The 24,300-nt window shown below is 59.3% G+C and carries 25 protein-coding genes and 3 tRNA genes; 12 read left to right on the forward strand and 16 right to left on the reverse strand.

All coding sequences use genetic code 11. The annotated features are described in order from the left end of the window. Positions 1–65 precede the first annotated feature (65 nt). Both CS919_RS05380 and CS919_RS05385 read right to left on the reverse strand, forming a co-directional pair. The gene (locus CS919_RS05380) at positions 66–605 is read right to left on the reverse strand and encodes a nucleoside deaminase (protein ID WP_228073344.1); all 540 of its coding nucleotides are present in this window, start codon (positions 603–605) and stop codon (positions 66–68) included. Beyond that, the gene (locus CS919_RS05385) at positions 574–1,104 is read right to left on the reverse strand and encodes a tRNA adenosine deaminase-associated protein (RefSeq protein ID WP_099298471.1); all 531 of its coding nucleotides are present in this window, start codon (positions 1,102–1,104) and stop codon (positions 574–576) included. Before CS919_RS05385 ends, CS919_RS05380 begins: the two co-directional genes overlap by 32 nt. Before the next feature lie 38 nt (positions 1,105–1,142). Here CS919_RS05385 and CS919_RS05390 point away from each other — a divergent pair, with 38 nt between their 5' ends. Next, positions 1,143–2,159, forward strand: coding sequence for a prephenate dehydrogenase (locus CS919_RS05390; protein WP_234990832.1), 1,017 nt, complete (start codon positions 1,143–1,145; stop codon positions 2,157–2,159). A gap of 5 nt (positions 2,160–2,164) precedes the next feature. Here the strand turns inward: CS919_RS05390 and CS919_RS11075 are convergent, their stop codons facing one another. Beyond that, positions 2,165–2,326: a DUF8730 family Cys-rich protein gene (locus CS919_RS11075; protein ID WP_099298473.1), complete on the reverse strand. Its 162-nt coding sequence runs from the start codon at positions 2,324–2,326 to the stop codon at positions 2,165–2,167. Between the two features lie 55 nt (positions 2,327–2,381). Continuing rightward, positions 2,382–3,767 (reverse strand): MBL fold metallo-hydrolase, encoded by a 1,386-nt coding sequence (locus tag CS919_RS05400; RefSeq protein WP_099298474.1) that lies wholly within the window; start codon positions 3,765–3,767, stop codon positions 2,382–2,384. Positions 3,768–3,937: 170 nt separating this feature from the next. On the opposite strand from CS919_RS05400, the gene CS919_RS05405 reads away from it, so the two are divergent. Continuing rightward, a complete protein-coding gene (locus tag CS919_RS05405) occupies positions 3,938–4,195 on the forward strand; it encodes a metal-sensitive transcriptional regulator (RefSeq protein WP_099298475.1) in 258 nt (85 codons plus the stop codon). 12 nt (positions 4,196–4,207) lie between these two features. On the opposite strand, the gene CS919_RS05410 is transcribed toward CS919_RS05405, so the two are convergent. The 4 genes from CS919_RS05410 to CS919_RS05425 all read right to left on the reverse strand — a co-directional run bounded on the left by CS919_RS05410 (position 4,208) and on the right by CS919_RS05425 (position 6,234). After that, on the reverse strand, positions 4,208–5,005 hold the full coding sequence (locus tag CS919_RS05410; protein WP_099298476.1) for a sulfite exporter TauE/SafE family protein: 798 nt from the start codon (positions 5,003–5,005) through the stop codon (positions 4,208–4,210). A gap of 72 nt (positions 5,006–5,077) precedes the next feature. Further along, entirely contained in the window at positions 5,078–5,458 is a 381-nt protein-coding gene (locus tag CS919_RS05415; RefSeq protein WP_200818344.1) for an oxidoreductase dimerization domain-containing protein, read from the reverse strand. Positions 5,459–5,769: 311 nt separating this feature from the next. Continuing rightward, a tRNA-Arg gene (locus tag CS919_RS05420) sits at positions 5,770–5,842 on the reverse strand. 307 nt (positions 5,843–6,149) lie between these two features. Continuing rightward, a tRNA-Ser gene (locus tag CS919_RS05425) sits at positions 6,150–6,234 on the reverse strand. A 111-nt stretch (positions 6,235–6,345) separates the two neighbouring features. Between CS919_RS05425 and CS919_RS05430 the strand changes: the two genes are divergently transcribed. The 3 genes from CS919_RS05430 to CS919_RS05440 are packed head-to-tail and all read left to right on the forward strand — an operon-like array spanning position 6,346 to position 8,651. After that, positions 6,346–7,419: a pyridoxal phosphate-dependent aminotransferase gene (locus CS919_RS05430; protein WP_099298477.1), complete on the forward strand. Its 1,074-nt coding sequence runs from the start codon at positions 6,346–6,348 to the stop codon at positions 7,417–7,419. Positions 7,420–7,423: 4 nt separating this feature from the next. Further along, positions 7,424–7,891, forward strand: coding sequence for a carboxymuconolactone decarboxylase family protein (locus CS919_RS05435; protein WP_099298478.1), 468 nt, complete (start codon positions 7,424–7,426; stop codon positions 7,889–7,891). Beyond that, positions 7,884–8,651, forward strand: a complete 768-nt coding sequence (locus CS919_RS05440; protein WP_099298479.1) for a hypothetical protein — start codon at positions 7,884–7,886, stop codon at positions 8,649–8,651. The genes CS919_RS05435 and CS919_RS05440 overlap by 8 nt, the downstream gene beginning before the upstream one ends. 199 nt (positions 8,652–8,850) lie before the next feature. On the opposite strand, the gene CS919_RS05445 is transcribed toward CS919_RS05440, so the two are convergent. Next, positions 8,851–8,938, reverse strand: a tRNA-Ser gene (locus CS919_RS05445). A 97-nt stretch (positions 8,939–9,035) separates the two neighbouring features. Between CS919_RS05445 and CS919_RS05450 the strand changes: the two genes are divergently transcribed. Together CS919_RS05450 and CS919_RS05455 are read left to right on the forward strand one after the other, a co-directional pair. Next, positions 9,036–10,025, forward strand: a complete 990-nt coding sequence (locus CS919_RS05450) for an NAD(P)H-quinone oxidoreductase (protein ID WP_099298579.1) — start codon at positions 9,036–9,038, stop codon at positions 10,023–10,025. A 59-nt stretch (positions 10,026–10,084) separates the two neighbouring features. Then, positions 10,085–11,194, forward strand: a complete 1,110-nt coding sequence (locus CS919_RS05455; RefSeq protein ID WP_099298480.1) for a Gfo/Idh/MocA family protein — start codon at positions 10,085–10,087, stop codon at positions 11,192–11,194. A gap of 18 nt (positions 11,195–11,212) precedes the next feature. On the opposite strand, the gene CS919_RS05460 is transcribed toward CS919_RS05455, so the two are convergent. Then, positions 11,213–12,610 carry an aminotransferase class V-fold PLP-dependent enzyme gene (locus CS919_RS05460; protein ID WP_099298481.1) on the reverse strand — a complete coding sequence of 466 codons (1,398 nt, stop codon included), beginning with the start codon at positions 12,608–12,610 and terminating at the stop codon, positions 11,213–11,215. 223 nt (positions 12,611–12,833) lie between these two features. After that, positions 12,834–13,463 carry an OB-fold nucleic acid binding domain-containing protein gene (locus CS919_RS05465; protein WP_099298482.1) on the reverse strand — a complete coding sequence of 210 codons (630 nt, stop codon included), beginning with the start codon at positions 13,461–13,463 and terminating at the stop codon, positions 12,834–12,836. A 433-nt stretch (positions 13,464–13,896) separates the two neighbouring features. Between CS919_RS05465 and wzm the strand changes: the two genes are divergently transcribed. The 4 genes from wzm (at position 13,897) to glfT1 (ending at position 18,432) form a co-directional block, all read left to right on the forward strand. Further along, the gene (gene wzm, locus CS919_RS05470; RefSeq protein WP_099298483.1) at positions 13,897–14,781 is read left to right on the forward strand and encodes a galactan export ABC transporter permease subunit Wzm/RfbD; all 885 of its coding nucleotides are present in this window, start codon (positions 13,897–13,899) and stop codon (positions 14,779–14,781) included. A 25-nt stretch (positions 14,782–14,806) separates the two neighbouring features. Further along, positions 14,807–15,595: a galactan export ABC transporter ATP-binding subunit Wzt/RfbE gene (gene wzt, locus CS919_RS05475; RefSeq protein ID WP_099298484.1), complete on the forward strand. Its 789-nt coding sequence runs from the start codon at positions 14,807–14,809 to the stop codon at positions 15,593–15,595. 113 nt (positions 15,596–15,708) lie between these two features. Beyond that, positions 15,709–17,469: a long-chain-fatty-acid--CoA ligase gene (locus CS919_RS05480; protein WP_234990833.1), complete on the forward strand. Its 1,761-nt coding sequence runs from the start codon at positions 15,709–15,711 to the stop codon at positions 17,467–17,469. A 60-nt stretch (positions 17,470–17,529) separates the two neighbouring features. After that, complete coding sequence (gene glfT1 / locus CS919_RS05485; RefSeq protein WP_099298486.1) at positions 17,530–18,432, forward strand: galactofuranosyltransferase GlfT1; 903 nt, start codon at positions 17,530–17,532, stop codon at positions 18,430–18,432. Here glfT1 and CS919_RS05490 read toward each other — a convergent pair. The 4 genes from CS919_RS05490 to CS919_RS05505 form a co-directional block, all read right to left on the reverse strand. Then, positions 18,429–19,205 (reverse strand): heme ABC transporter ATP-binding protein, encoded by a 777-nt coding sequence (locus tag CS919_RS05490; RefSeq protein WP_099298487.1) that lies wholly within the window; start codon positions 19,203–19,205, stop codon positions 18,429–18,431. The two genes, glfT1 and CS919_RS05490, sit on opposite strands and share 4 nt — an antisense overlap. Then, positions 19,202–20,119: a FecCD family ABC transporter permease gene (locus tag CS919_RS05495; protein WP_370737751.1), complete on the reverse strand. Its 918-nt coding sequence runs from the start codon at positions 20,117–20,119 to the stop codon at positions 19,202–19,204. Before CS919_RS05495 ends, CS919_RS05490 begins: the two co-directional genes overlap by 4 nt. 134 nt (positions 20,120–20,253) lie before the next feature. After that, positions 20,254–21,360: a heme/hemin ABC transporter substrate-binding protein gene (locus CS919_RS05500; RefSeq protein ID WP_099298489.1), complete on the reverse strand. Its 1,107-nt coding sequence runs from the start codon at positions 21,358–21,360 to the stop codon at positions 20,254–20,256. Between the two features lie 61 nt (positions 21,361–21,421). After that, complete coding sequence (locus CS919_RS05505; RefSeq protein WP_099298490.1) at positions 21,422–22,864, reverse strand: HtaA domain-containing protein; 1,443 nt, start codon at positions 22,862–22,864, stop codon at positions 21,422–21,424. 289 nt (positions 22,865–23,153) lie between these two features. On the opposite strand from CS919_RS05505, the gene CS919_RS05510 reads away from it, so the two are divergent. After that, complete coding sequence (locus tag CS919_RS05510; protein ID WP_099298491.1) at positions 23,154–23,675, forward strand: hypothetical protein; 522 nt, start codon at positions 23,154–23,156, stop codon at positions 23,673–23,675. A gap of 18 nt (positions 23,676–23,693) precedes the next feature. Here CS919_RS05510 and CS919_RS05515 read toward each other — a convergent pair whose 3' ends face one another. After that, a complete protein-coding gene (locus CS919_RS05515; RefSeq protein ID WP_234990834.1) occupies positions 23,694–24,260 on the reverse strand; it encodes a biliverdin-producing heme oxygenase in 567 nt (188 codons plus the stop codon). Positions 24,261–24,300: the final 40 nt, after the last annotated feature.

A 24,300-nucleotide genomic window follows, 5' to 3' on the forward strand; every position in this document is an offset into this window, starting at 1 on the left:
CGCACGACCGACGATACGTGAACAAGAAATCTGCTGCAGAAGGCTCGAGCTTCATGCCCAAAGACTCAGTGCGCGCGCAGCTCACCGAAGAAATCACGCAACAGGGCCTCACACTCCGCAGCTAGCACACCGCCCACAACTTCCGCTTTGTGCAGCGGTGCTTCCCGGGGCACATCCCACACGCTCCCACACGCCCCGGTTCGCGGTTCCGATGCGCCGTAAATAATCGTCCCGATGCGCGCTCCCACTGCCGCACCGGCGCACATGGCACACGGCTCCAGCGTGACCACCAACGTGCAATCCCCTAGCCGCCACGCATCCCCCAAAGTCTGCACCGCAGCGCGAATCGCTGCGATTTCCGCATGCCCGGTGGGGTCAGCATCCACTTCGCGTCGATTAGTACCCGCGCCCAGCTCGCGTCCATCCGGGCCGAACACCACGGCGCCCACGGGGATATCGCCGGCGGGAGTCTGCTCTGCCACCTCCAAGGCGCGACGCATCAGCTGCTCCGCGCGCACCTCAGAGACAGTCCGCGGCAGGCCGTCCCCAATCACACCCCTCTCGCGGGAAGGATCAGTAGTCCCCATCGGCCAGCAAGAAGTCATCGAGGTCCAGCTTGGTGGCATCCGCCAATTCCTCCGCACAACCCAGCTCATCAGCAACACGGAAGATCTGCGCGGCACCGTACAGATCGTCATCATCGAAGATCACAGACAAGACCTGCTCCGATGCCCCCAGATCATCCAGCAGATCGAAATCCCCTTCGGGCCACGGCTCATCAGAGTCCGCCTCGCCCTCGTCAGGGACGTCCACGTCCAGCTCATCCAGTAGGTCATTGGCCAAATCGTAGGAGAGAGCCGCGGTGGCGTCGGAAAGAAGAACTCGCATTCCGGAAGGAACGGGCCGCACTACCGCAACCCAGTCATCCTCCGCGCACACCAACCCCACAATCGCGCCTTCCTCGCGGGTTGCGCGCAGGTCAGAGAGCAAATCGTCCAAGCTCAGCAAAGCACTTTCCGGCAACAGACGCACACGCCAACCATCCGGGCCGTTGTGCGCGGCAGCGGCGAAGGTGGGCTGCTCCCAATTCTCGATAATGCTCATGGCACTAGGCTAGCCGTCCTTGTGCCAAACTGGGTAGCGTGAACTGGAATCTTGACGCTGACTCTCGGCCGATCTGCATCCTCGGTTTGGGGCTGATCGGCGGCTCGCTCATGCGGGATCTCGCCGCAGCTGGGCGGGATGTTTTTGGATGGAACCGCAGCGAGGAGACGGTGCACGCGGCCCAAAGGGACGGTTTTAATGTCTCGGAGGATCTACAGGCCACGCTGGAGCGAGCTGAAGCCAGCGATGCCCTGGTGGTCTTGTGCGTTCCCGTGCCAGCCCTACCCACCATGCTGGAGGCGCTGAAGGAGCACGCGCCGTCTGTTGGTTTTACGGACGTGACCAGCGTGAAGGCGGAGGTGCACGCGCTGGTAGATCAGTACGGGCTCACGGATCGCTTCGTGGGTGGGCACCCGATGGCCGGTACCGCGGACTCGGGTTGGTCCGTGACCTTGAAGGGATTGTTCCAGGGTGCTGTGTGGGTGGTGACGTACGACAACGCCGTGAGTCTCGGTGATGCGGACAGCTCCGGATCGCGATGGGTCGATACGTGGGTGCGCGTGGTGTGCATGGCGCAGCTGGTCGGTGCCGATGTGGTGCCTTCTATTTCTCGACGCCACGATGGTTCCGTCGCGCGCATTTCCCACCTTCCACACGTTTTGGCCGAGGCTTTGGCGGTGGCCGGTGACGCTGGTGGGCCACTGGCACTGACCTTGGCGGCCAGCAGCTTCCGCGATGGCACGCGCGTGGCCGGAACCGCCCCGGAGTTGGTGCGGGCGATGTGCGAGAACAATCGTTCCTCGCTGCTCACCGCACTGGACGAGACCTTGGAGATCCTGCACAGCGCTCGCGAGGCGCTGGCCGACGATTCTCGCGACCTCCGCGAACTGGCCGCCGAGGGGCATGCAGCGCGCGGACGCTTCGAGGCCCGGGCGGGGCGCAACAAGGGAGATCAGACCAACCGGCCCATCATCCGCGTGCGCCCTGGCGCGCCCGGCTGGGTTGAGCAGCTGGAATCTGCGGAATCCATGGGAGCACAGATCAGCATCTTCTAGGGGACTTAAGAGAAGAGGTTGCTCAAGAATCCGCCGGACTTGGCCGACTTCTCGTGTCCTGGGCACTGCTGTGCTGCTGGAACGTCTTTCATGACTTGATCCACGTGCTGGCCGCAGCCTGCCCAGGTGGTTTTACCGCATTGCTTGCACGTTACTGCTCGACACATTGTTGTGACTTCTTTCTTGTTGCTTTTTTGGGGGGTTTAGGGGACGAACGGCGAGCTAATTGGCTTGGTTTTGCCAAGCCGCGTAGCTGCCTTCCAGCTCCACGATGTGGAAGCCAGCGCGGCGCAGGGCGTTCGAGACGACAGTATTGCGCGCACCGGACTGGCAGAAGGTGACGATGGTGCCGTTGTCTGGCAGCTCGTCCTGGTGCCATAGGGCCACACCGCCGGAGATGTGCTCAGCACCGGGGATGGAACCATCGGCGTACTCGGACTTTCCTCGGACATCCAGCAGCATGTCGTAGGAAGCGTCCTGGAGATCCTCCGGCTGGATGAGCTCTGGGGTAAACGTAGGCAGGCCATCGATGGACTCGGTGAAGAAACGCACCGTGTCAATGCCCACGCGGATCAGGGCGTCGCGGAATTCCGCTGCGGATTCCTCATCCTCAGCCAGAACGATGAGATCGCGCTGTTCGGTCTCCGGATCGATGGCCCACGCAGAGAACGTGGAAGCCTTCTCGCCCATCGGGATGTTCAAAGCGCCTTGCACGGTTTCCTCGTGAACCTGCTGTTGATCGCGGGTATCGACGAAGATGGCGGAATCGCTTTCCAGCTTCTCCGCTGCCTCGCTGACGGAAAGCTCCTGGACAGCAGCGCGCGTGCCGATGATGGCTGGACCCTGCTTGTTCTGCTTCTTCATCCGTCCGAAATAAGCATCAGCATCTGGCTGGCCTTCCAGCAGCTCATCAATGAAGCCCTGCTGATCATCGGCCTCCAGGTACTTGGACCACCACGCAGACTGTCGCTCGTAGCCGACAGTAGTGCTAGGAACGGAACCGAGCGCCTTGCCGCATGGGCTACCTGCACCGTGCGCAGGGAAGACCTGGATGTAGTCCGGCAGAGTCAGGAACTGAGTTTTCAGGCTTTCGAAGAGCTGCTTGGCTCCTTCGAAGCGGGTGTCCTCACCACCAGCGGCTTCATCCAGCAAGTCCGGTCGCCCCAGATCGCCGACGAAGACAAAGTCTCCCGTGAGCATGTAGCCGGGGACGGACGCGGCGGCGCCATCAGTAATCAGGAAGGACAGGTGCTCAGGCGTGTGGCCCGGCGTGTGCTTGGCGGTAATGGTGATGTTTCCGAGGGTGATTTCGGAATCGTGCATGAGCCGCTCGCCCTCGAACTCGTACTGCCAGTCCTCCCCGCCTTCACCGGAGACGTAGATGGTGGCGCCGGTGGCGTCCGCTAGCTCGCGGGTACCCGAGAGGTAATCCGCGTGAATGTGGGTTTCCGCCACAGCAACGATCTTCATGTCGTTGTTCTCCGCTACCTCCAGGTACTCCTGAACATCGCGCCGCGGGTCGATAACGATGGCCTCACCCTTTTGCTGACAACCGATGAGAAAGCTCGCCTGGGACAAACCGTCTTCGTAGATTCTTTCGAATAGCACTGAACGTTCCTTTCCTCGTTTTCCTCTTCTCATATACCCCCTAGGGTATAAAACCAGCCTAGATCATCTGGCTTTGACGTTCAAGATACGGCGGGGGGTATAGTCATTAGTCTATAAAGGCGCTCAACTATTGACGAAGCGCCACCAGCCCAATCTTCGGAAGGACGCCCATGCAGCTCGAAGGCCAAGAAATCAAGCCCATCATTAACCGTCTCAAGCGAGCTCAAGGCCAGCTCAACGCTGTGACCCGCATGATGGAAGAAGGCGCCGAGTGCGAAGATGTAGTGGTTCAGCTGGCCGCCGTATCCAAGGCGCTGGACCGCGCCGGATTCTCCATCATCGCCACCGGCCTCAAGCAGTGCACCACCGCCGAAGAGCCAGAGATTGACCAGAAGAAGCTGGAGAAGATGTTCCTCAGCTTGGCTTAGCCACGCGATGAACTAGCTAAATACCGGCAATTCCGGCACGTTTTGCACAGCAATAAAGACGGCCACTCCGCACAGAAGTACCGCAAATCCAAGCTGCAGGGCAGATTGGCTAATGCGCTTATTAATGAAGGCGCCACCCAGCGCGCCCAAGACCGTCAGCACCACAATCGGCCATAGGGCTCCCCACTCAATAGTGGACAGCTCTTGGTAGCGGAACACCATCGTGACCACGCTGTTGATGGCGATAACCACCAGTGATGTTCCCACCGCCACGCGCATCGACACACCCAAGACAATGGTCAGCGCCGGGACAATCACAAAGCCGCCGCCCACCCCAAACAATCCGGTCAAAAATCCCACCCCGGTAGCAGTCACGACCAGCATTGGTAGACGATTCTTCAGCTCATGGCCCGCTTCATCCCCATCGGCGGTCTCGGGGTTGGCGTCGGACGAAGAATTTCGCGCCTTGAGGAAGGTGAGTACCGCAACCACAACAAGAAGAACGGAAAAACAGGTCAGCAGCAACGGCTCGCTGATCTTGCCGTTCAGAAGCGTTCCCGCCAGCGCGCCCACTGATCCGAGCACGCCGAAGATGAGGCCCGTCCGGTAATTCACAGCACCGTTTCTATGCTGCATCACCAAGCCCGCAAGTGCGGCGGAAACCACGATGACCAGCGAAGATATCGTTGCCTGCTGCGAGTCCTGACCCGCGCCATAGACCAGCAAAGGCACGCCCAAAATGGCACCCCCTCCCCCGAGAGCGCCCACGAGCATGCCGATGATCAAACCGCCAGCAACCGCAATAATCATGCGAATCCTCACCCTGTTTCCAGTAGATTGGAATACCTAGGGGGGTATATTATCAGCTGGCGGTGAGCCACACTACTTCAGCTGGCCCAGAGTCTCATTGAGAGCCTCCGTGGACGAAGGATGCGTCCAAATACCATTCTTGAGCTGCGTGGCAGTGAACCCCGCGCGCATCGCGAGAGCAACCAAATTGATGACTTCCTGCGAATCAACGTGGAACAACCGCGCGCCCAAGATCTCGTCGGTGGAGGCATCCACCACAAACTTGATCAGACCACGTGGATCATTCACGGCCTTGGGGCGAGGCATGGCCTTGATCTTGGCCACTTCCTGGACCGCCACCTTGATATCGCGGCCTTCCTCGCGCGCTTGGGTTTCCGTGATGCCCACGGAGGACAGCGCAGGAGTGATGAAGATGGTGGCTGGCACGGCCACTCGATGGGTTGTCTGGCGCACCCCTTCGGCCTCGGACTGTCCTATGAGCTGATCCTGAACCGCACGGAAATCATCCAGGGAAAGGTAGGTCTGCTAATGTCCGCCGGTTACATCGCCATTGGCGAGGGTGTTTTTGCCGCCCTTGCCCCAACCGATCAGGCGACATCGACGTTGAGCGTTTCGGAACTGGTGTGTGCTGGATCGCTTATACATCTCTTGCTAGCGATTCTTCTAAATCAGTTGTTCTGTTAGCACTGAAGCTGCTTCTTAGACACTTCGCCCAAAAAACGAAAGAACCCCAGGAAGAAACTATGTTCTACCTGGGGCGATTGTGCGCCCGGAGGGATTCGAACCCCCAACCTTCTGATCCGTAGTCAGATGCTCTATCCGTTGAGCTACGGGCGCAGCCGTTGGCGCATATCACGTGTTCACGTGACGTGCTGTGCAACGAGGAATTACTTTACACACACCGCCGTGCTTCTACAAAATTCCGGCTCGCACAGGCTCTCACCTGCGCAAAGCAAATGTCAAAAGACTTTGGCCGCAAATAAAAACAACTCCGACAGAGCACATCCGCGGGCACAATCCCAGCGAACCACCACAGGCGCACCACACGCCCCACAACACTGCTCGCTGCTGTTAATCCCAGACCTCACCACAAGTTACTGGGCAGCTTTTGGGCAGCTCACACGGTTATGCTCTGTCGAAGTTGCGGAGGCGACAGGATTTGAACCTGCGGTCCCTTGCGGGACAACTCCTTAGCAGGGAGCCCCATTCGGCCGCTCTGGCACGCCTCCAGGTCAGAAGTTTTCATGCGAAATCTCCGTTTGACCGTTACTCAGAGTACACAACGCCCGCGTGCGCCACCAAAACACCCCAGTGCGGAAATCTGCGGTTATGGTTAGGGCATGATTCGCCCAGATCTCACGTCACTCCCCGCCTATGTTCCGGGCACCACTGTGCCGGGTGCGCTCAAGTTGGCTTCCAATGAGTCTTCCCTGGCTCCCCTGCCTTCGGTCGCTGAATTCATTTCGGAGACCACCGAATCCCTCAACCGCTATCCGGACATGGCTGCGGTGGATATCCGTGGCGAGCTGGCCACGTTTGTTCAGCAGCGCGACAACGTACAAATCCCGCTGACGTGGAACAACGTCTCAGTGGGCAATGGCTCTTCAGCGCTATGCCTGCAGTCCATCCAAGCCACCTGCGCCGCCGGCGATGAAGTTCTTTTCGCATGGCGCAGCTTCGAGGCCTACCCCATCTTGGCGAAGATCGCCGCGGCGGTGCCGGTTCAGGTGCCACTGGATGCCGAGGGTAAGCATGATTTGGAGGCCATGGCTGAGGCCATCACCGAGCGCACCCGCCTGATTTTCGTCTGTAACCCGAACAACCCCACGGGAACCACCGTGACGGTGGACGAGTTCCGTGACTTCATGAGCAAGGTTCCCGGAGAGGTCCAGGTGGTGCTGGATGAGGCCTACACCGAGTACGACCGCACGGGCACCAGCCCTGGCGCTTTCTTGCTGGACGAGTACGAAAATCTCGCCATCTGCCGCACGTTCTCCAAGGCATATGGCCTGGCAGGGCTGCGTCTGGGATACATCATCGGTGCAGAAGAATTCATCGGCACGGTCAACAAGGTCGGTATTCCGTTTGGCGTGAATGCAGTGGCACAGGCGGCGGGTTTGGCGTCGCTCAAGGCACAAGAGGAACTGACGGAAAGGGTGGAGGCGACCGTCCAACAACGGGAACGAGTCAGCCAGGCGCTGGGCGAGCGCGCGCTGCCCAGCGAGGCGAATTTCGTATGGCTGCCACTGGGGGAAAAGGCGGTGGATCTGGACACGGCGATGAAGAAGCGCGGGATTATTCCGCGCTGTTTTCCCGGCGAGGGCGTGCGCATCACCATCACCACGGAAGATGAGATGGACCAGCTGATGAAAGTGCTTCCGGAGGCGCTGGACGAACTGGACAACGGGAGCTAGTTCGTTGAGTTCCGATTCCGCTGTGCCTGCCTACCGGACCACCACGCAATACAAGGCGCTGGTGAACATGCTGAAAACGGTGCGCGCCGGCATCCGCGATTCCAGTCTGGATAAGTCCACCGCGGAGCTGATGAATCTGTTGTCTAGCAGTATAAATGGATGCGAAGACTGCTGGGCCACACACTCTCGCGAGGCGCGTCGGCTGGGTGTGGATGAGCAGAAGATGCAGATTCTGCAGTATATGGAGCCGCGCGCTGCGATGCGCCACGAAGTTTTCTCTGCCTCCGAGCAAGCCGCTTTGTTCTTCACCTTTGCGTTCACCGTGCCCGCCGAGGGTTTGATCGCGGAGGCTCGGCGTGAGGCATCGCAGTACTTTTCCTCCGCACAGCTGACCACGATGGAGTGGCTGACCATCGCCATCAACAGCTTCAACCGCATCACCATTGCCCACGAGGATGATGCCGATGCGTGATCCGCAGCGCATCCCTGACGTTTTGAGTGAGCTCGCCCGCACCTGGGAGGCTCAACCGGACGTGACGTTGGCGCATGTGTGGGCACAGTTGGAGGCGCGTGGGGTGGCGCTGAATTCCTCTGACGTTGAGGTGGTGGAGGCGCTGCGTGCCGTGCGGCATGATTTCCCGCTTTCTCTTTCTTTTCCCGACGCCACTTCTGACCAGCCCGCCTGTGTCCTCATCGAGACAGAGGGGCCGGTTCGTCGCGTGAGTCTGAACTTTGTGGGGGATGAGGCATGGATTGTGGTCCGCACCCCGAGAACATCGGGGAAAGCGCGCGGGCGCGGAGGTTCCAGCAACCTAGGAGAGGAACCTCAGCCCGGTGTGTGGCAGGTCTCTGAACTGGTGAACTGCCAAGCTGGGCTGCCGCTTCAGGCCAAGGATCTGGACGGGATCACGCATCGGCTCGGGGTGATCCGGCAGATTCGGGTGATGGAGTCAGAGACCAGTTACATCGATGCTGCACAGAATTCCCTGGATGGTACAACTCGTGACAGATGGCCCGGGGAAACCTATTTGGTGCAGCTAGCAGATGCCACGACCGTGCTCATCGGGCAAACACTGCGTATGTGGGAGCAAGACAGGCGCGAAGTGTACGTATCTGCCATTACGTGGACGAGGCTAGATAATTGCACCGTGGGGTCACCGCTAGAACTCACCGATGCTGCAGGGGTTTCGCGAAAGTTCAATGTCATTACCCGCATTCTTCGCGCTAGCTAAGTAGCAAAGTTGCCTTCAACCACTCAGGCATGCACAAATACCCCGCCCGGAAGTGCCACCGGGCAACTCACGACCTGAGGAAACTCAAATCGGATGGCAGTTCCGGGGGATAATTGTGCAAAACAGTTAATCAATTGTCCATCAAGGCGCCCCAGACTTAACAAAACCCCAGCTCATTGCTGAACTGGGGAAATGTATTTGGCGGAAGTAGAGGGATTTGAACCCCCGGATGGTCTCCCATCGCTTGTTTTCAAGACAAGTGCATTCGGCCGCTCTGCCATACTTCCTTGGGACCGCTCGAAACGGTGCCATCACACAATACCCCACGGGCTTGTCTCGTCGTTAGTTAGTGTGGGGAGCATGGAGCACACCACCGAACACACCATGCACGCCATCATCCAGACAGACGCGGAAGATCCCTCAGCGCTGTCGTGGCAGCAAGCACCGATACCGGAACTGAAAGACGGCGAAGCACTAGTGGAGATGAAATTCGCCGGATTAAACCGCGCGGATACCCTCCAGGCCGCCGGTCACTACCCGCCTCCGGCGGGGGTTACGGAGATCATCGGGTTAGAGGGAAGTGGCGTCGTTAAGGAAGCAAACGGCACCACCCGACCAGACGGAACACCATGGAAAAACGGCGACCACGTGGGCGTCCTACTTTCCGGAGGTGGCTACGCGCAGTACGCGGCCGTTCCGCAAGGCCAGCTCCTTCCCCTGCCGGAGGGCTTTAACCTGCAGCAAACGGCCAGCGTCATTGAGGTGGCCTGCACGGTGTGGTCAAACATTATGCTCACCGCGCATGTTAAAGAGGGCGACACTGTGCTGTTTCACGGTGGCGCGGGCGGCATCGGCATCTTCGGCATTCAGCTGGCCAAGGAGCTCGGCGCCACGGTGGCAGTCACCGCGGGATCTGCAGAAAAGCTGGAGACCTGTAAAAAATACGGCGCGGACATTCTCATCAACTACAAGGAAGAGGACTTCGCCGAGGTGCTCAAGGAGTACGGCGGCGCGGACGTGATCTTGGACATCATCGGCGCTAAATACCTGGACGGCAACGTCAGCGCGCTGGCCAAGGACGGACACATCGTCATCATCGGCATGCAGGGTGGTGTGAAGGGCGAACTCAACATCGGCAAGCTGCTGAGCAAGCGCGGAAACATCAGCGGCACTGGCCTGCGCTACCGGGATAAAGAAGATAAGGCGCGGATCGTGGAGGACACGGTGAACAACGTGTGGCCCATGCTCGCCGATGGGCGGATCACGCACCACATCGACCGCGTGATGCCCGTCAAGGACGTCCCGGCGGCGCACAAAGCCCTGCTCGATGGGGAAATCACCGGCAAGGTTGTGCTGGAGATTCCCAGTGCTTAGCAACAGATAATTCTGCAGCCGCAGGAAACGAGTTCGGGGAAATCTGTATCGTCGAAAGCATGACCACCAACGCTGAAAATCCCACCACTCGTTTCGCAGTTGTCGGCACTGGGCAGATCGCCCAACAAGCGTTCATCCCCGGCCTCAAGCAACTGCCCGAAGCTGAGCTCGCAGCCATTGTCAGCTCAGATCCTTCCAAGGGCGATGCCTACGGCGTGCCCGGATACTCCTACGATCAGTACGCTGAGCTGCTGAATTCCGGCGATATCGACGCAGTCTACGTAGCTACCCCAGTACACCAGCACTTGGATTACACCGTTCCCGCTCTTGAAGCCGGGCTTCCCGTACTGTGCGAAAAGCCCATGGCACCGTCCATCGAGGACTGCCGTACGATGATCGATACCGCAGAGCGCACTGGCACTCCCCTCATGCTTGCCTACCGCATGCACAGCGACCCGTTCATGACGGATCTCGTGGAGCTAGCCAACTCCGGCAAGCTTGGCGAACTTCGCTCCTTCACCGCGTCCTTCGGGCACATGATCAACCCAGACAACCACCGCGGCAAGGAAGGCTTCTGGGCAGGCCCCGTCCCAGATCTGGGCGTGTACCCGCTCAACTTCATTCGCAATATCTACGGCGAAGAACCCACCACGGTCCACGCCATCGGTGTGGACCATCGCGATTCGGAACTGGAGGTCACTCCCACGGTGGCCGTTACCTTAGGCTTTGCCAGCGGTCGCCTCGCGCAATTCACTTCGTCCTACGCCACCTGCTCCCAGCAGGGCTTCACGCTCTCCGGCACGGACGGTTACGTGCAGTCCGCCGCCGCATTCCAATGGGGCGATGGTGCACCGCTGAGCTACACGGTGGATCTCGGTGAAGGCCCAGAGGACAAGGAGTACAGCGCCAAGGATCAGTTCGCCGGCGAGACCCGCTACTTCCTACAGTGCATCCGCGACGGTGTGCAGCCCGAGCCAGACGGCACCGAAGGCCTCATGGATATTCGCGTGTGCGAAGCCGCACAGCGCAGCCTAGAGACTGGTCAGGTTCAGACGCTGGAGAAGATTGAGCCCACACGCGCCATCACCCCAGCTCAGACGGTGAGCATCCCGGCTCCCCCAAAGCCAGAGGTCAGCGAACTGGTGGGCATCGAACCCGAAGAGCAGTAACCCCGCTCGCCACAGCAACTAGCGCAGGGATGCCACCACGCGGATGATCTGCTCCATGTCCCCGATGGTGTTGTGCGGGCTCAGCCCAATCACCACGGCACCAGGGCCGGCGTGCTGCGGCGTTGCGCTGGCGGCGCGGTCGCTGCCTCGCTGAGCTCGGCGGGCATGAGCCCCGCTAGCGGGCTCTTCAAACACACCCATCCGCTCCAAGAGCATGGACTGGCCATGCTCCACCACGGAGGGCACCAGCCCATTGCCCAACAGCCGATCCCGCACGGTGGAGGCGGAGACCTCGTCCACCATGAAGCTCACGCGAGGGATCCGCGGGATGGCATCAAAGCTGGCCGGGGTCTCGCTGAAGTCACCGTCCACGCCAATGACGTGCACCGCCCCCAAGTCCTGCAGGCCCTCGACCAGATGTTTTGCCAAACTGTTCATGTATTCGGTGGCTTGGGGCACCGATTTTTCTAGTCGACGCCGCCTCGTGCCTCGTGCATCATCGTCCAAGCTGGCAAGGTGATCAATAGTTGCGGGTACTCCGCCGAGCAGTCCCTCCGGCAGGCCTCCCAATTCCAGCACGGCACGAGCTCGTGCGACAGAGGGCTGCACAGACGCAGACTCGCCATAGGCGCGAGTCTGCGCGTGCTGCCTCAAGCTCGAGGCGGGAAGCACGGAACTGAGCAGGGACTCGTCGCGGAACACCAGTGCACCCACGGCAGGTCCTCCCAAGCCCACGAGGTCCACGGCCATCACGTCCGCGCCCATCGCGTGGATATCCAGCACCCGGTAGGGAGCCGCTGCGTCCACGTCGACCACGAACAGCCCTCGGGACTTGGCATGCACTGTATCTGCGATCGCCCTGACGTCGGTCACAGATCCCACAAACTCATTGGCCGCAGCAACGGCAACCACGGCAGTATCCGCAGACACCAGATCCGCGAACTGCCAACTAGGCAGCACACCTGTAGCCAGATCAGGCTCCGCCCATCGCACGCGCGCGCCATATAGTTCCGCGGCCTGCTGCCACGGCTCGATGTTGGCGGGCGCATCCAAGCGAGATAGAACGATCTCCTGCCCCAAGCTCAGCTTGCGGCCCATCGTCATGGACAACTGCCGGATAAGGGATGCACGCGAGGCGCCGAGGATCACACATTCTGGGCGGGATCCCACCAGATCAGCCACGGCGATGCGCGCGGAATCCACGAAGTTCTCGCCGATCCTGCGGCCCACGCGCTGAGCTCGGGAATGTGAGCCTCGCACCGATTCCGCCTGCTCAAGCAGAGGTGCGGTGCGGAAACTGCGGGAGACAGCGGAGGAGACGCGCTCTGGGATTTGCGGGCGCGATTGCGCGTTAACGTAGATCCAACCGTCCGACAACGAGGCGTACAAGCCGCGCACTCGAGGATTATCGAACACCCAAATCCACCTTCTCCACTAACCGCTGAGATCTCTTCACTGTCGTCACTTCCATCACAGAACCTAGACTCCGACGATACTAGCCTGCCATATTCGGACAATCCCAGATGAGTTCAGATCCGCTACCCCAAGACGCGTTATTCCTGCTCAGCATGGGCACGCGTGGGGAGAAATAAAAAGAGACCATTCCTCCAATCCGCGCTGCATTGGATCGCTATGTGGATCATTTCGCCCGGCCTGGGTTGCCCTCCCCAGCACTATGCCGCAGTTTGGCTCGGGCGTGCGGATCGCTGAGAGTTTGCGTCGGAAAATCAACGAGGGATTTGGACACCATCCGCCAGGCCTCCAACAACACCGAGGGTGTGCCAGTCCGCGAGGCACCCAGGCGCCCCGTAACGGAAATCACATCGCCCTTGCTCACGAACCAACGGAACGTGCAGGCTGCTTCGCCCGCGCTGCGTTCCACCACAATCTGGAACCGCACGCCGCCTTCCTCGATGTCCGCGAACTGCACCCCGCCGTGGTCGCGGGGGCGATGCACGCGGCCGGTCACCGAGATGGCCTGCTCGCCGTCCTTGAGGTTCCCCAACTGCGCCAAAGAGTGGGTCCGGGGCACGCTGGCCGGGTAGCCCGCCTCACCGTATTCGCACAGTTCGGCCGATTTTTCTCGACGCCAGCGCTGCTGCTGCAACAGCTTGGAAGCCCACTTCTTGCTGGCCAGCAGCTTCTCTTCGAGCGTGTGGATCTCCGCGGGATCTCCGTGTGGCTGCATAGGAGGCTGATAGCGAGGAAGGAAGCCCTCGCCTGAAGCGAAGGCGATGAGCATGCGGGCCGTGTGGAAGGCGCTATCCACGGCCAAGAACCGTGGCTGCCAATCCGGGTTGCACTTCAGGTTGGACTGATACAGGGTCTGGATCTGCCACCACCCAGACCAGGAAATTAGTGGTGATGAACTCTGAATAATCCAGCAAGTGCTACGCCATTAATAGCGCGGGGCAGTTCGGCAAACCAGCCAGATAGAACCCCACCGCAATATCCTCAACCAGAGCCCGGGAGAACAAGCGCAACAACAAACCCACGACGAACCACAGGGTGGCAAGGTACACCGTGAAAAGGAGAACTTTTCATTCCCATCTACTTTTTATAGCCGTGCCCTACTACCGCGAAAAGTCCTTACAATACCCTTCTCAGTTAAATAGTAAGTTACGCTTCGCCTATTCCTAGACGGCGCCAGAGCATGGCGTCGGAACAAAGAAACCAACCACCCACCGAGTAGAATGCCAACAATGAACGAGCCACGGAAACAGCCCGATCTGGCGCGCATCACCGCCGAGATCAACACCGGCGCCCCCGAAAGCCGCTCCGAAACCTTCCGCACCGCATGGAATGACCTGCGGAAAGGATTCCAACAACGCGAACTCTGGCTAGCGCTCGGCTGGCAGGACATCAAACAGCGCTACCGCCGCTCCACGCTAGGACCACTGTGGATCACCGTGGCAACCGGCGTGATGGCCCTGGCGCTGGGCCTGCTGTACTCAATGCTGTTCCAACAAGATCTCAGGCAATTCCTGCCACACGTGGCAGTGGGCCTGATCATCTGGGGCTTCATCGCCGGCTGCATTAAAGAAGGCGCCGAGGTTTTCATCGCCAACGAAGGCCTAATTAAGCAACTCCCCAGCGCGCTGAGCGTCCACGTTTATCGCCTGGTGTGGAAGCAATTCCTCTTCCTACTGCACAACCTGGTGATTTGGCTAGTTCTGCTGGCCATCTTCCGCCCGGCGCTGGGATGGAACGTGTTGCTGGTGGTTCCCGCAATGGCGCTGATTCTACTCAACGGCGTGTGGGTCTCAATGCTGTTCGGCATTATCTCCACCCGCTTCCGCGACGTGGCTCCGCTGCTGGATTCCCTGGTGCAGCTGGCTTTCTACATGACACCGATCGTGTGGACCACCAAGACTCTGGAGACCCAAGGCGGCGAGGTCGCCCAGCGCGCCAAGCTGGCGGAAATCAACCCGCTGTACCACTACCTGGAGATCGTCCGCGCGCCGATGATCGGCGAAGAAGTGGCGGCCTACCACTGGTTTATCGTGCTGGCCTGCACCGCCGTGGGCCTGCTGCTGGCCGTGCTGGCCATGCGAAAGTGGCGCTTCCGCGTCAGCTACTGGGTTTAAAAAGAAGCCAAGGAAGGTACTGAACATGGTCAGCATTGACACCTACGATGCGTGCGTTGATTTTCCTATTTTCGACGCCAAGTCCCGCTCTTTAAAGAAGAGTTTCCTAGGCGCCGCGGGTGGGCAGATCGGCAGAAATGATTCCAACACGGTGACCGTAGAAGCGCTGCGGAATATCAACCTGCACTTGGAAGAGGGCGACCGCGTGGGCCTGGTAGGTCACAACGGTGCTGGTAAGTCCACACTGCTGCGTTTGCTCTCCGGGATCTACGAACCTACGCGAGGCTCCGCAGTGGTGCGGGGACGCGTGGCCCCGGTGTTTGACCTGGGCGTGGGCATGGATCCAGAGATCAGCGGATACGAAAACATCGTGATCCGCGGACTGTTCCTGGGCCAGTCCCGCAAGGCGATGCACAGGAAGATGGACGACATCGCGGAGTTCAGCGAGCTGGGCGAATACCTCTCCATGCCCCTGCGCACCTACTCCACGGGCATGCGCATCCGCCTGGCTTTGGGCGTGGTGACGTCCATCGAGCCGGAAATCCTGCTGCTGGACGAGGGCATCGGCGCAGTAGATGCGGCGTTCATGGCCAAGGCACGCGAGCGACTAGTGAAGATGGTGGAAAACTCCGGCATCCTGGTGTTCGCCTCACACAGCAACGAGTTCCTAGCTCAGCTGTGCGACAGTGCGCTGTGGATCGACCACGGCCAAGTCCGGCAGGCCGGGCTGGTGGACGAAGTTGTTGGCGCGTACGAGGGGCCGGACGCGCAGCAGCATGTGCGGAATGTGCTGCGGGATCTGGGGCGACTGTAGTTTCTGCTGATTGAGCTCCGGTAGCTGTTAACTCGCAGGCGGTTACACTCGACAAGAGCGAACAAATATACCTTTTATAAATACACCTGCACCGACTTTGAGGACTGGATAACGTGAGCACGCAATCAGAAGCATTTAACAATAAGACGTGGTTAGAGCACTATTCACCGTGGACCGTTCACGATATTGACATCGATGAACTCTTCGGCCCCGGCGCGAACGGACGCACGCAAGCGCACACGCGCACGCTGGTGGATGTCTTTGACAATGCCGTGAAAGAATACGCCGATGTTCCCGCGTTCACTTTCTTCGGAAAGTCCACCACGTACAAGGAATACGGCGCTCAAGTGGAACGCGCGATGTCTGCGCTTCGGGCGCTCGGCGTACGCAAGGGGGACTTCGTGGCAATCGTCGCGCCAAACTCCCCGCAAACGGCCATCGCGTTCTACGCGGTGCTGTGCGTGGGTGCCGTTCCCGCGCTGCACAACCCGCTGTATACGGCCAGCGAACTTAAGGTTCCGTTCAATAATCACAAGGCCAAGGTGGGTTTCTTCTGGGAAAAGGCCAACCCAATTGCCCTCGAGCTGAAACAGAACAGCCCGCTGGAAACCGTCATCGATATCAGCTTGATCGCCAGCATGCCCACCGCACAGCGGATCGCGCTGTCCCTGCCACTTCCCATTCGCGCGCTCAAAGATGCACGAGCCAAGCTGACTGGCCCGACAGAATCTTCCCTGAGCTTTGCGAAATTTTTGCAAAAGGGCGGTAAGCATGGCGTCGAAAAGGAAAAGATGGACCCTCGCGATGCGGCCTTGATCCTGTACACGTCCGGCACCACGGGCACTCCCAAGGGCGCGCTGTTAAGCCACATGAACCTCATCAGCAACCTGCAGCAGGGGCTGGAATGGGTAGAGAACCTGGGCAAAAATCGCACGGAAAAGATGCTGGCAGCGCTGCCAATTTTCCACGCCTACGGCCTGACCATGAACTTCACCATGGCACCCGCCATCGGAGGCACGCTGCAATTGCTGCCTTCGCCGGAGATGGACTTGATCATGGACATCATGAAGAAGGATTGCCCCACCTGGCTGCCGGGTGTGCCGACTCTGTACGAGAAGATCATGGACACGGCCGAGGAGCAGAATGTCTCGCTTAACGGCATTCGCAGCTCGTTCTCCGGCGCGTCTAGCTTGCCGGTGACCACGGTGCACCGATGGGAGAAGATGACCTCCGGCAACATCGTGGAGGGCTACGGCCTGACGGAAACCTCCCCCATCATCTGCGGAAACCCCATGGGCCAAGGGCGCGAAGGCTACATTGGCGTGCCGTTCCCCTCCACGGAAATCCGCATCGGTAACCCCGAAAACCCCGCCGAGACCATGCCGGATGGCGAAGCCGGCGAACTGCTAGTCCGTGGCCCGCAGGTGTTCAGCGGATACTTGGACATGCCGAAAGAAACCCAGGAAGCCTTTTACGAGGACTGGTTCCGCACCGGCGATATGGCCGTAATGAAATCCGATGGATTCATCAAGATCGTCTCGCGGATCAAGGAAATGATCATCACCGGTGGGTTCAACATCTACCCCGCCGAAGTTGAGGCCGTGCTCACCGAACACGAGGCAGTGGAAAGCGCCTCGGTGGTGGGTCTGAATCGCGAAGATGGTTCAGAGACTGTGTGCGCAGCATTGGTGCTGGCAGACGGCAAGAAGATGGATGACACCCTGGTGGACGAGCTCAAGGACTACTGCCGCGAGAAGCTCACCCGCTACAAGGTGCCACGCGTGTTCGAGCAGTTCGACGAGCTGCCCTCCGACCAGCTGGGCAAGGTGCGCCGCGGCGAGGTCAAAGACCTGTTTATAAAGCGCCAGAAGTAGCTCCTGCCCAGTAGCGCGTCACAGTGAGTGCCGTGCGGACGTGGGTGGCACACTGGACACATGCCAATTCAGCGTTCGGACAGCATCGCCGCCGTCATCGTCACCCACAATCGTGCCGATTTGTTGGCCGCCAGCCTGGAGCAAGTGGCCCTCCAAGAAGGAGCCTCCGTCAGCCACATCATCGTGGTGGATAATGGTGCTGATCCGCAGGTAGAACAGCTTGTCAGCAGGATTGCTGGCGAGCGTGCCGCCTACCTGCCCAGCCGCACGAACCTCGGTGGCGCAGGCGGTTTTGCGTACGGTTTCCTCACCGCCCTGTCCCTTGGTGCCGACGCTATCTGGTGCGCCGATGATGACGGACGCCCTGCAGACCACCATGTGCTGGCCACCCTGCTGGGCGTGGCTGAGCGCGAGAAGCTGGATGAGGTCAGTCCTGTGGTGTGTAATATCGCCGACCCGCAACGCTTGGCTTTCCCGCTGCGCCAAGGATTGGTGTGGCGCCGGAAACTCGACGAGCTAGAGGGCGATTTCCTCCCCGGAATTGCCTCCTTGTTCAACGGCGCGCTCATCAGTGCCAAGGCCATGGAGATCATTGGTGTTCCCGATTATCGCCTATTCATCCGCGGCGATGAGGTGGAATACCACCGCCGTTTGGTCCGCAGCGGGCTGGCATTCGGCACCTCGTTGAAGGCTGCGTATCTGCACCCGGATGGTTCGGACGAGTTCAAGCCGATCCTGGGCGGGAAGATGCACACGCAGTACCCAGATAACGAGTTCAAGCGCTACTTCACGTACCGCAACCGCGGGTACATCATGAACCAGCCGGGCATGCGCAAGCTATTACCACAGGAGTACGCCCGCTTCGGATGGTTTTTCTTGATCCAGAAGCGGGACATCAAGGGATTCCGCGATTGGTTCCGCCTGCACGCTAAGGGGCGGGCGGAGAAGTTCGAACGCCCCTAGTTCGCTGTTCTTCCTCGCGGCAGCACGCAAACCTGGCCGTCGCCCAAGGTCACAATTTCGATGGGCCAGTCATAGATTGAACTGAGTGTTTCCGCGGTGTAGACCTCGGAAACCGTTCCATCGGCAACTACGCGACCAGCTGAAAGGCAGACTATGTGGTCAGCGTAAGCCGCCGCTGCGTTGAGATCGTGCACGACAAGTATTACCGCCGCGCCTTCTTTCGCGAGAGTACGGGCCAAGCCCAGCGATTGCTCTTGGTGGCGAATATCCATCGCCGCCGTCGGCTCGTCGAGCAAGATTACTGATGTACGTTGTGCCAACACTCGGGACAGCGCCATTCGCGCACGCTCGCCGCCCGATAGCGTCATCGCCTCTCGGGCCGCGAGGTGAATGATGTCCGTGGCTTGCAGCGCGGCGTCGACGATTTGATCGTCGTCTTCCGCCTCCTGGTGACGCGACCAAGGACGTCTACCCATTTCGGCGACATCTCTCACCAGGAAGCTGAATGCCACTTGCGTGTCCTGCAACATCACAGCCCGGGTACGAGACAGTGCATTGGCACTCGCGGCGCTGATGTCCATCTTTCCCATGTGCACGCTTCCGTGGGCGAGCGTGACATCCCCAGCAATGGCGGCGAGCAGTGTGGACTTTCCTGCCCCATTTGGGCCGATCAACGCTGTGATTTCACCTGGTCGAGCAACAAAATCAACCTCGGATACTATCTCCTTGTCTCCTAATCGAACAGTCGCTGCCTGTACACGAACGGCGGTCATCGCATTCCACCTCGTTTCATCAGACGTCGTAAAAGAATGAAAAACGTGGGGCCGCCCACCAAAGCCGTGAAAATACCAATGGGAAGATCAGCAAAGTTGACCGCTGTGCGTGCAACCATGTCCGCACCTGCGACCAGCACCGCTCCGCCCAAGGCTGACGCAGGTATGAGAATCTTGTTCGCCGGTCCGACGATAGTGCGCACGATGTGAGGAATGACCAACCCCACGAAGCCGATGAGCCCGGCGTAAGACACCGCCCCAGCGGTCAGGAGCGTGGCAGTGGTGATCGCTGCGAACCGCAAGCGTTGGACGTCGATACCCACGTGCCCTGCTGCACGATCCCCCAGAGCCAGCAAATCCAATGTGCCCGCCATACTGATGGATACCAGCAGTCCGAGTCCGACCACTAGAGCCACCACACTAACGTGTTCCCACTTCGCCCCGTTCAGGCTGCCCATCTGCCAAAAAACTATTTGTTCGCGAGAGGTGGTGGGCGCGTTGTACACCATGAAAGAAATGAGCGCGCCAGCAACCGCGTTGACCGCGATTCCCACCAGAATCAGGCTGACGATGTGCACCCTGCCGTTGTAGCGCGACAGGCTATAGACAATGACAGTGGTTATGAGTCCGGCGATGAACGCCGCTAGCGGCACGGAAGAACCACCAAGGAAATTCCAGCCCGTCACCAGTACAAAAGCCGCGCCCACCCCTGCCCCACTAGTGACTCCAATCACGGATGGTTCGGCGAGCGGATTGGCAAAGACGGCTTGCATCAGCGCGCCGCCGACACCCAGCGCAGCGCCCACCAACAAACCAAGGAGGACGCGGGGGATCCGAATCCTCCACACCACGGTCTCATCCAACAGCCTGGCGCCCAACGGCTCCTTGGACAGCACTCTGCCAAGGTCAGACACCGGTACGCTAAACTGCCCGGCCGAAACTGACATGACTGCCACGCCTAACACCAACAAGATCAGAATTGTGAAAAGCAGAAGTCGTTTTGTTCGCCGGGCGGCGAAGACCTGCTCGCTAGTCGATACCTGCGAGGTCACATCAACTCTCCGTTTTCTTGGTACAGAGCGTGGGCCGCGCGCAGAAGCATTTCCCCGGTTTGCGGGCCGAAAGCTAGGGAATCGCCATCAGGCAGAGCCAAGATTCTCTGATTCTTTCCGGCGGTGGTCTGGGCTACTCCTGGGCGAGTCAACAGGCCTTGCAATTGTCCCGCCGATTCGAGGCCGTGGGACATCATGACAAACACGTCAGGATTTAGCTTTGCTAAGGCTTCGGCGTTAGCCGGCGAGGGTGCTCCAATTCTGTTGTCCGTGGCTACGTCTTTGCCACCGAGTGCTGAGATGAGGTCGTCGGTGGAGGCTTCTTTACCTAGCACGTAAAACACTCCGCCCTCGCCGCGCGCATAAAGGAAGGCCATTTTTAGTGGTCGCTCGGGGGCAATCTCCTTGATTGTGCGGATCGCTTCGTCATATTCATCGGTGGATTGCTGCGCCAGCGTGTCGCCTTCGTCAGGAAGGCCCACCACGCCCGCGAGGTTACGGATGCTTTCACCGAGCTTCTCTGGCGAGCGATCAGGAGACATGACCACAGTCGGCACTCCAGAATCGCGAAGCTGATCAATTGCCCCAGCAGGGCCGATGGAGTGGTCAACAACGATCAACGTAGGTTCAAGCGATAGCACCGCCTCCTCATTGATATCGTGGCCGCTCTGGGTCACGACCGGCAGGTCTTGGAGCGAAGCTTCAGTGGAGGAGCTGGATCGCCCGACGATGTTTTCGCCTAGCCCCAGTCCCCTGAGCGTTTCTGTGTACGTGCCGTAGATGTCGAGCGCAACGATGCGGGAGGTATCTTCGACTTTCACGTCGTTGCCATCGTTGTCGGTGAGCTCGACAGGCAACTGAGGCTCTGGATTGTCAGCGACAGGCTTCACCTCATCCAGCGCTCCTACTGTCGAAACTCCCCTCAATTCCCGCGGGTTCACATCTTTCCCTGAACCTTGGATCTCGGAAATCAGGTCGGAATTGGACGAGTCCGTAGTTGTTTCTCTCCCATCCCACGAGGAGCATCCAGCAAGGGCAAGAGTGACGGTGGTCAATGCTGCGAGCAGGGCTCGGCGGTGACGTGATGGCACGTGGTGGTTCATGTTTACCTCAGACAATGCAAGCGCCCGCCGCAGCCAGAGCCGTGACGAGCGGAAGGAACTTTTAGGCGGCGGTAGGGTTGCGTCGAACGAATTGAGTCAATGCTGCTCCGCCGATGACAAACAGGGCTGCGAGCAGAATGAGCACCGACACGCGAGCATCGTCGAAACTGCCGTTACCGCCTTGTGCGGTGGGTTTAATACTGAATTGATCGCCTTCCTCACCACGGTTGGTGCTGTGTGCAGGATCAGTAGCCATTTCGTCAAAGACACTGGAATCTGAGTCTGCGGCATTCATGGCACCACCGTTCCCCGATCCTTGGCGGAGGGATTCCAAGTTCGCGAGCACGATGCGTCCGTAGTCATATGGCTTGCCGTCGGTGGAATTGGAGCGGGCGTTAACCAGTAGTCGGCCCGAGTTGCCCTCGAATTGAATCTCCATGTTGGACAAAACCATGTCTAGGGTTCCGCCATGTCCGGTGAAGTGGATCGTTCCTGGGTACAGCAACGTGCCGGTTTTTTGTCCGACATTCACCGCGCTCGAGTTACCGGAGAATTGGAAGATGCCTTCGTTTTCTCCGACGCCACCAGTCGCCCAACCACCATTGGCGGTAGAGCTGGACAGGTAGTTGCGGAAGGATTCGCGAACTCCCCATTGCGCCTGAGATTGGGTCACACCCACGGAATCGGCAGCTGAACAAGCTTCTGCGTTGGTTCCAGCAGAACCGGTGGCTGCGGCACTCGCGGCACCGTTCGCCTGTGCCTCCCCGTTGCTCGTGGTGGATGTGGAGTTGTTGTGGCCCAGATCATTTTCGCTCGGGTCATTTCCACTGTTTCGACCTTGTGGCGTTGCTGATTCGTTTTCAGACCCGGGCTTCTCTGTATTTCCGTAGTTTCCGGTATTTCCACCAACGCCCGGGATGGATGGTAAAAGGCTGCCACAGCCCATGTTCAGTGAACCCGTGGTCGGGGCGAACTCGGTACCTGCCTTGTAGCTTCCGAAGAGTTTTTCACCTTCGGCAGTGAGTGTGGTGGTTCCAGCAAGATTGACCGAGTTCGAGTCGAAATTGGTCGGATTGGCCAACTTGATCTTCACGATGCTGACATCTTGGCCTGTGATTTTTTGACCCATGAGACCGGCCTCGCGGTTTGAAGGATCGTTGGAGACGTAGTCCACCTGCAGTTCTGCGGTGTTTCCGTGCACCTTCGCTGTGATATCAGAAAGGTTCATGTCTAGCGCACCAGCATGGCCATAGAACTTCATGTTGCCTTGGAATTTAACTGTTCCTTGGTTTCCTGCGACAGATGTGCCCTGCGGGGTCGGGGTGAAGTTGAACTGCTTACCGTCCCATCCACTTCCGCTGACCTTGCCTAGGACAAAGGGCTTGGCCATGTATTCCATCCATCGGTCGGACAAGCGCCAACCCAAGTTGCCGCCCTGCACCGTGCGCTGACCCCCGATGCACGGCTGCGCCGCTGCGATAGCCGAGGTACTTTCTGCGGCCATCGGGATAAAACTGGCTCCAAGGGTGAGGGCGGTTGCTGCGGCAGCCGCAAAAATGGATCGTGGAGAGCGGTTTACGCGAGGGAGGAAAGACACCGATTTCTCGTTTCTCAAAAACTCGTCTGCATGCGCAGGGTGGGCAACGAAGCAGTTGCGTGGAGCCCGCTCTCTTCTCTCGGTCTGCGACGTTGAAAGATTAGGCAAGATAAGGCTTAGCTTACTAAGGTTAGCCTAAACATAAAAACTGGAAAATCCTAATTAAGGATTGTTCGTGCCCCCTTCAAGGAACAACATGGCTTTATACGCGGATTTCACTCGCCTGTACCCGGACGTCGATCCCGAGCTCCCTCTTCCACTCAGCAGCGTAGAACGCCTGGGTATTGCCGTTGCTGCAGGAATCTTGGCGTACGGCGGCGCTGCAGGTCATCTCGCTATCGCCGGGGCGGGAGCAGCTGTGCTTCTGCTCACGGTTTACGGCATCTCTACGCGCCCGCCTCGCCGCCTGCGCAGTGAGGCACGCAGTCGCTTCCCCGATCTGAACTGGTACGAAGCGGATGCCGATTCCCAGCTCAAGCTGGGCTGGGCCCTCCCTCTTGTCTGGCTTGCGATCATGACCCTGTGTGCAGTCTGTCTCTTTTTTGTCTCCGCAGAATACGCGCTCACTGGCGCAGCAATCTGTGCGATCATCGCAGTCGCCCTGGTGTGGTTTGCTCCGGGCCTGTCCACCGCATGGAAAGTTTCCTCCCCCGCTTTCGAAGAGCCAGACTCTCATGAAGTCGACTACTCAGACGAGGAGCATTCCCAGCCTCTGTGAAGCATAGGGAATCCGCAGTCAGGGCTTATGCAGCTCCGACAAGCTTTCAAACACTGCCTGATTGTGACTAAATGCCGCTACCGCTTCGCTCATCATGGACTCTTGTTGCGCGGAGTCCAGCTCTAGGCCATCGAGCCCTGCCTTGTACCTGTCACGGAATGGCTTGATCTTGCCCAACTCGGAAAAATCGTAGAAGTTCAGGGCCGCCGCCTGCACCCCGTAGTGTTCAGATACCCGGCGCGCGATAACTTGCCCTCCCGCCAGATCTCCCAGATAGCGGACGTAATGGTGAGCCACCAGCTCTGGTCCACTCGGGTTCGCTTCTAATTCGCGCAAGCGGTCAACGTATGTAGACGTGCCTTCGAGCATCGTGACCTGCTGCTCCCAATCTTGCCCCCACTGCTGCGCCAGGTCGTGTTCCAGCTTCTCCTTGCGCTCTAGTCTGCTGTCGTAAATTGCCTGTACTTCCGGCAGACCCCTTCCCGCCCTGACGGCGGACTCTAACGCGGAGTACACGCACCACAATTGCGCAGTGTGATCAGCATACGCGGCCGCACTCAGCGTTCCGTCCATCAGCCATGCCACGAAGTGTTAGCTTTCCGCATCCTCATGTGCCCGTGCAGTC

Source organism: Corynebacterium dentalis (genome assembly GCF_900232865.1).
Taxonomy (GTDB): Bacteria; Actinomycetota; Actinomycetes; order Mycobacteriales; family Mycobacteriaceae; genus Corynebacterium; species Corynebacterium dentalis.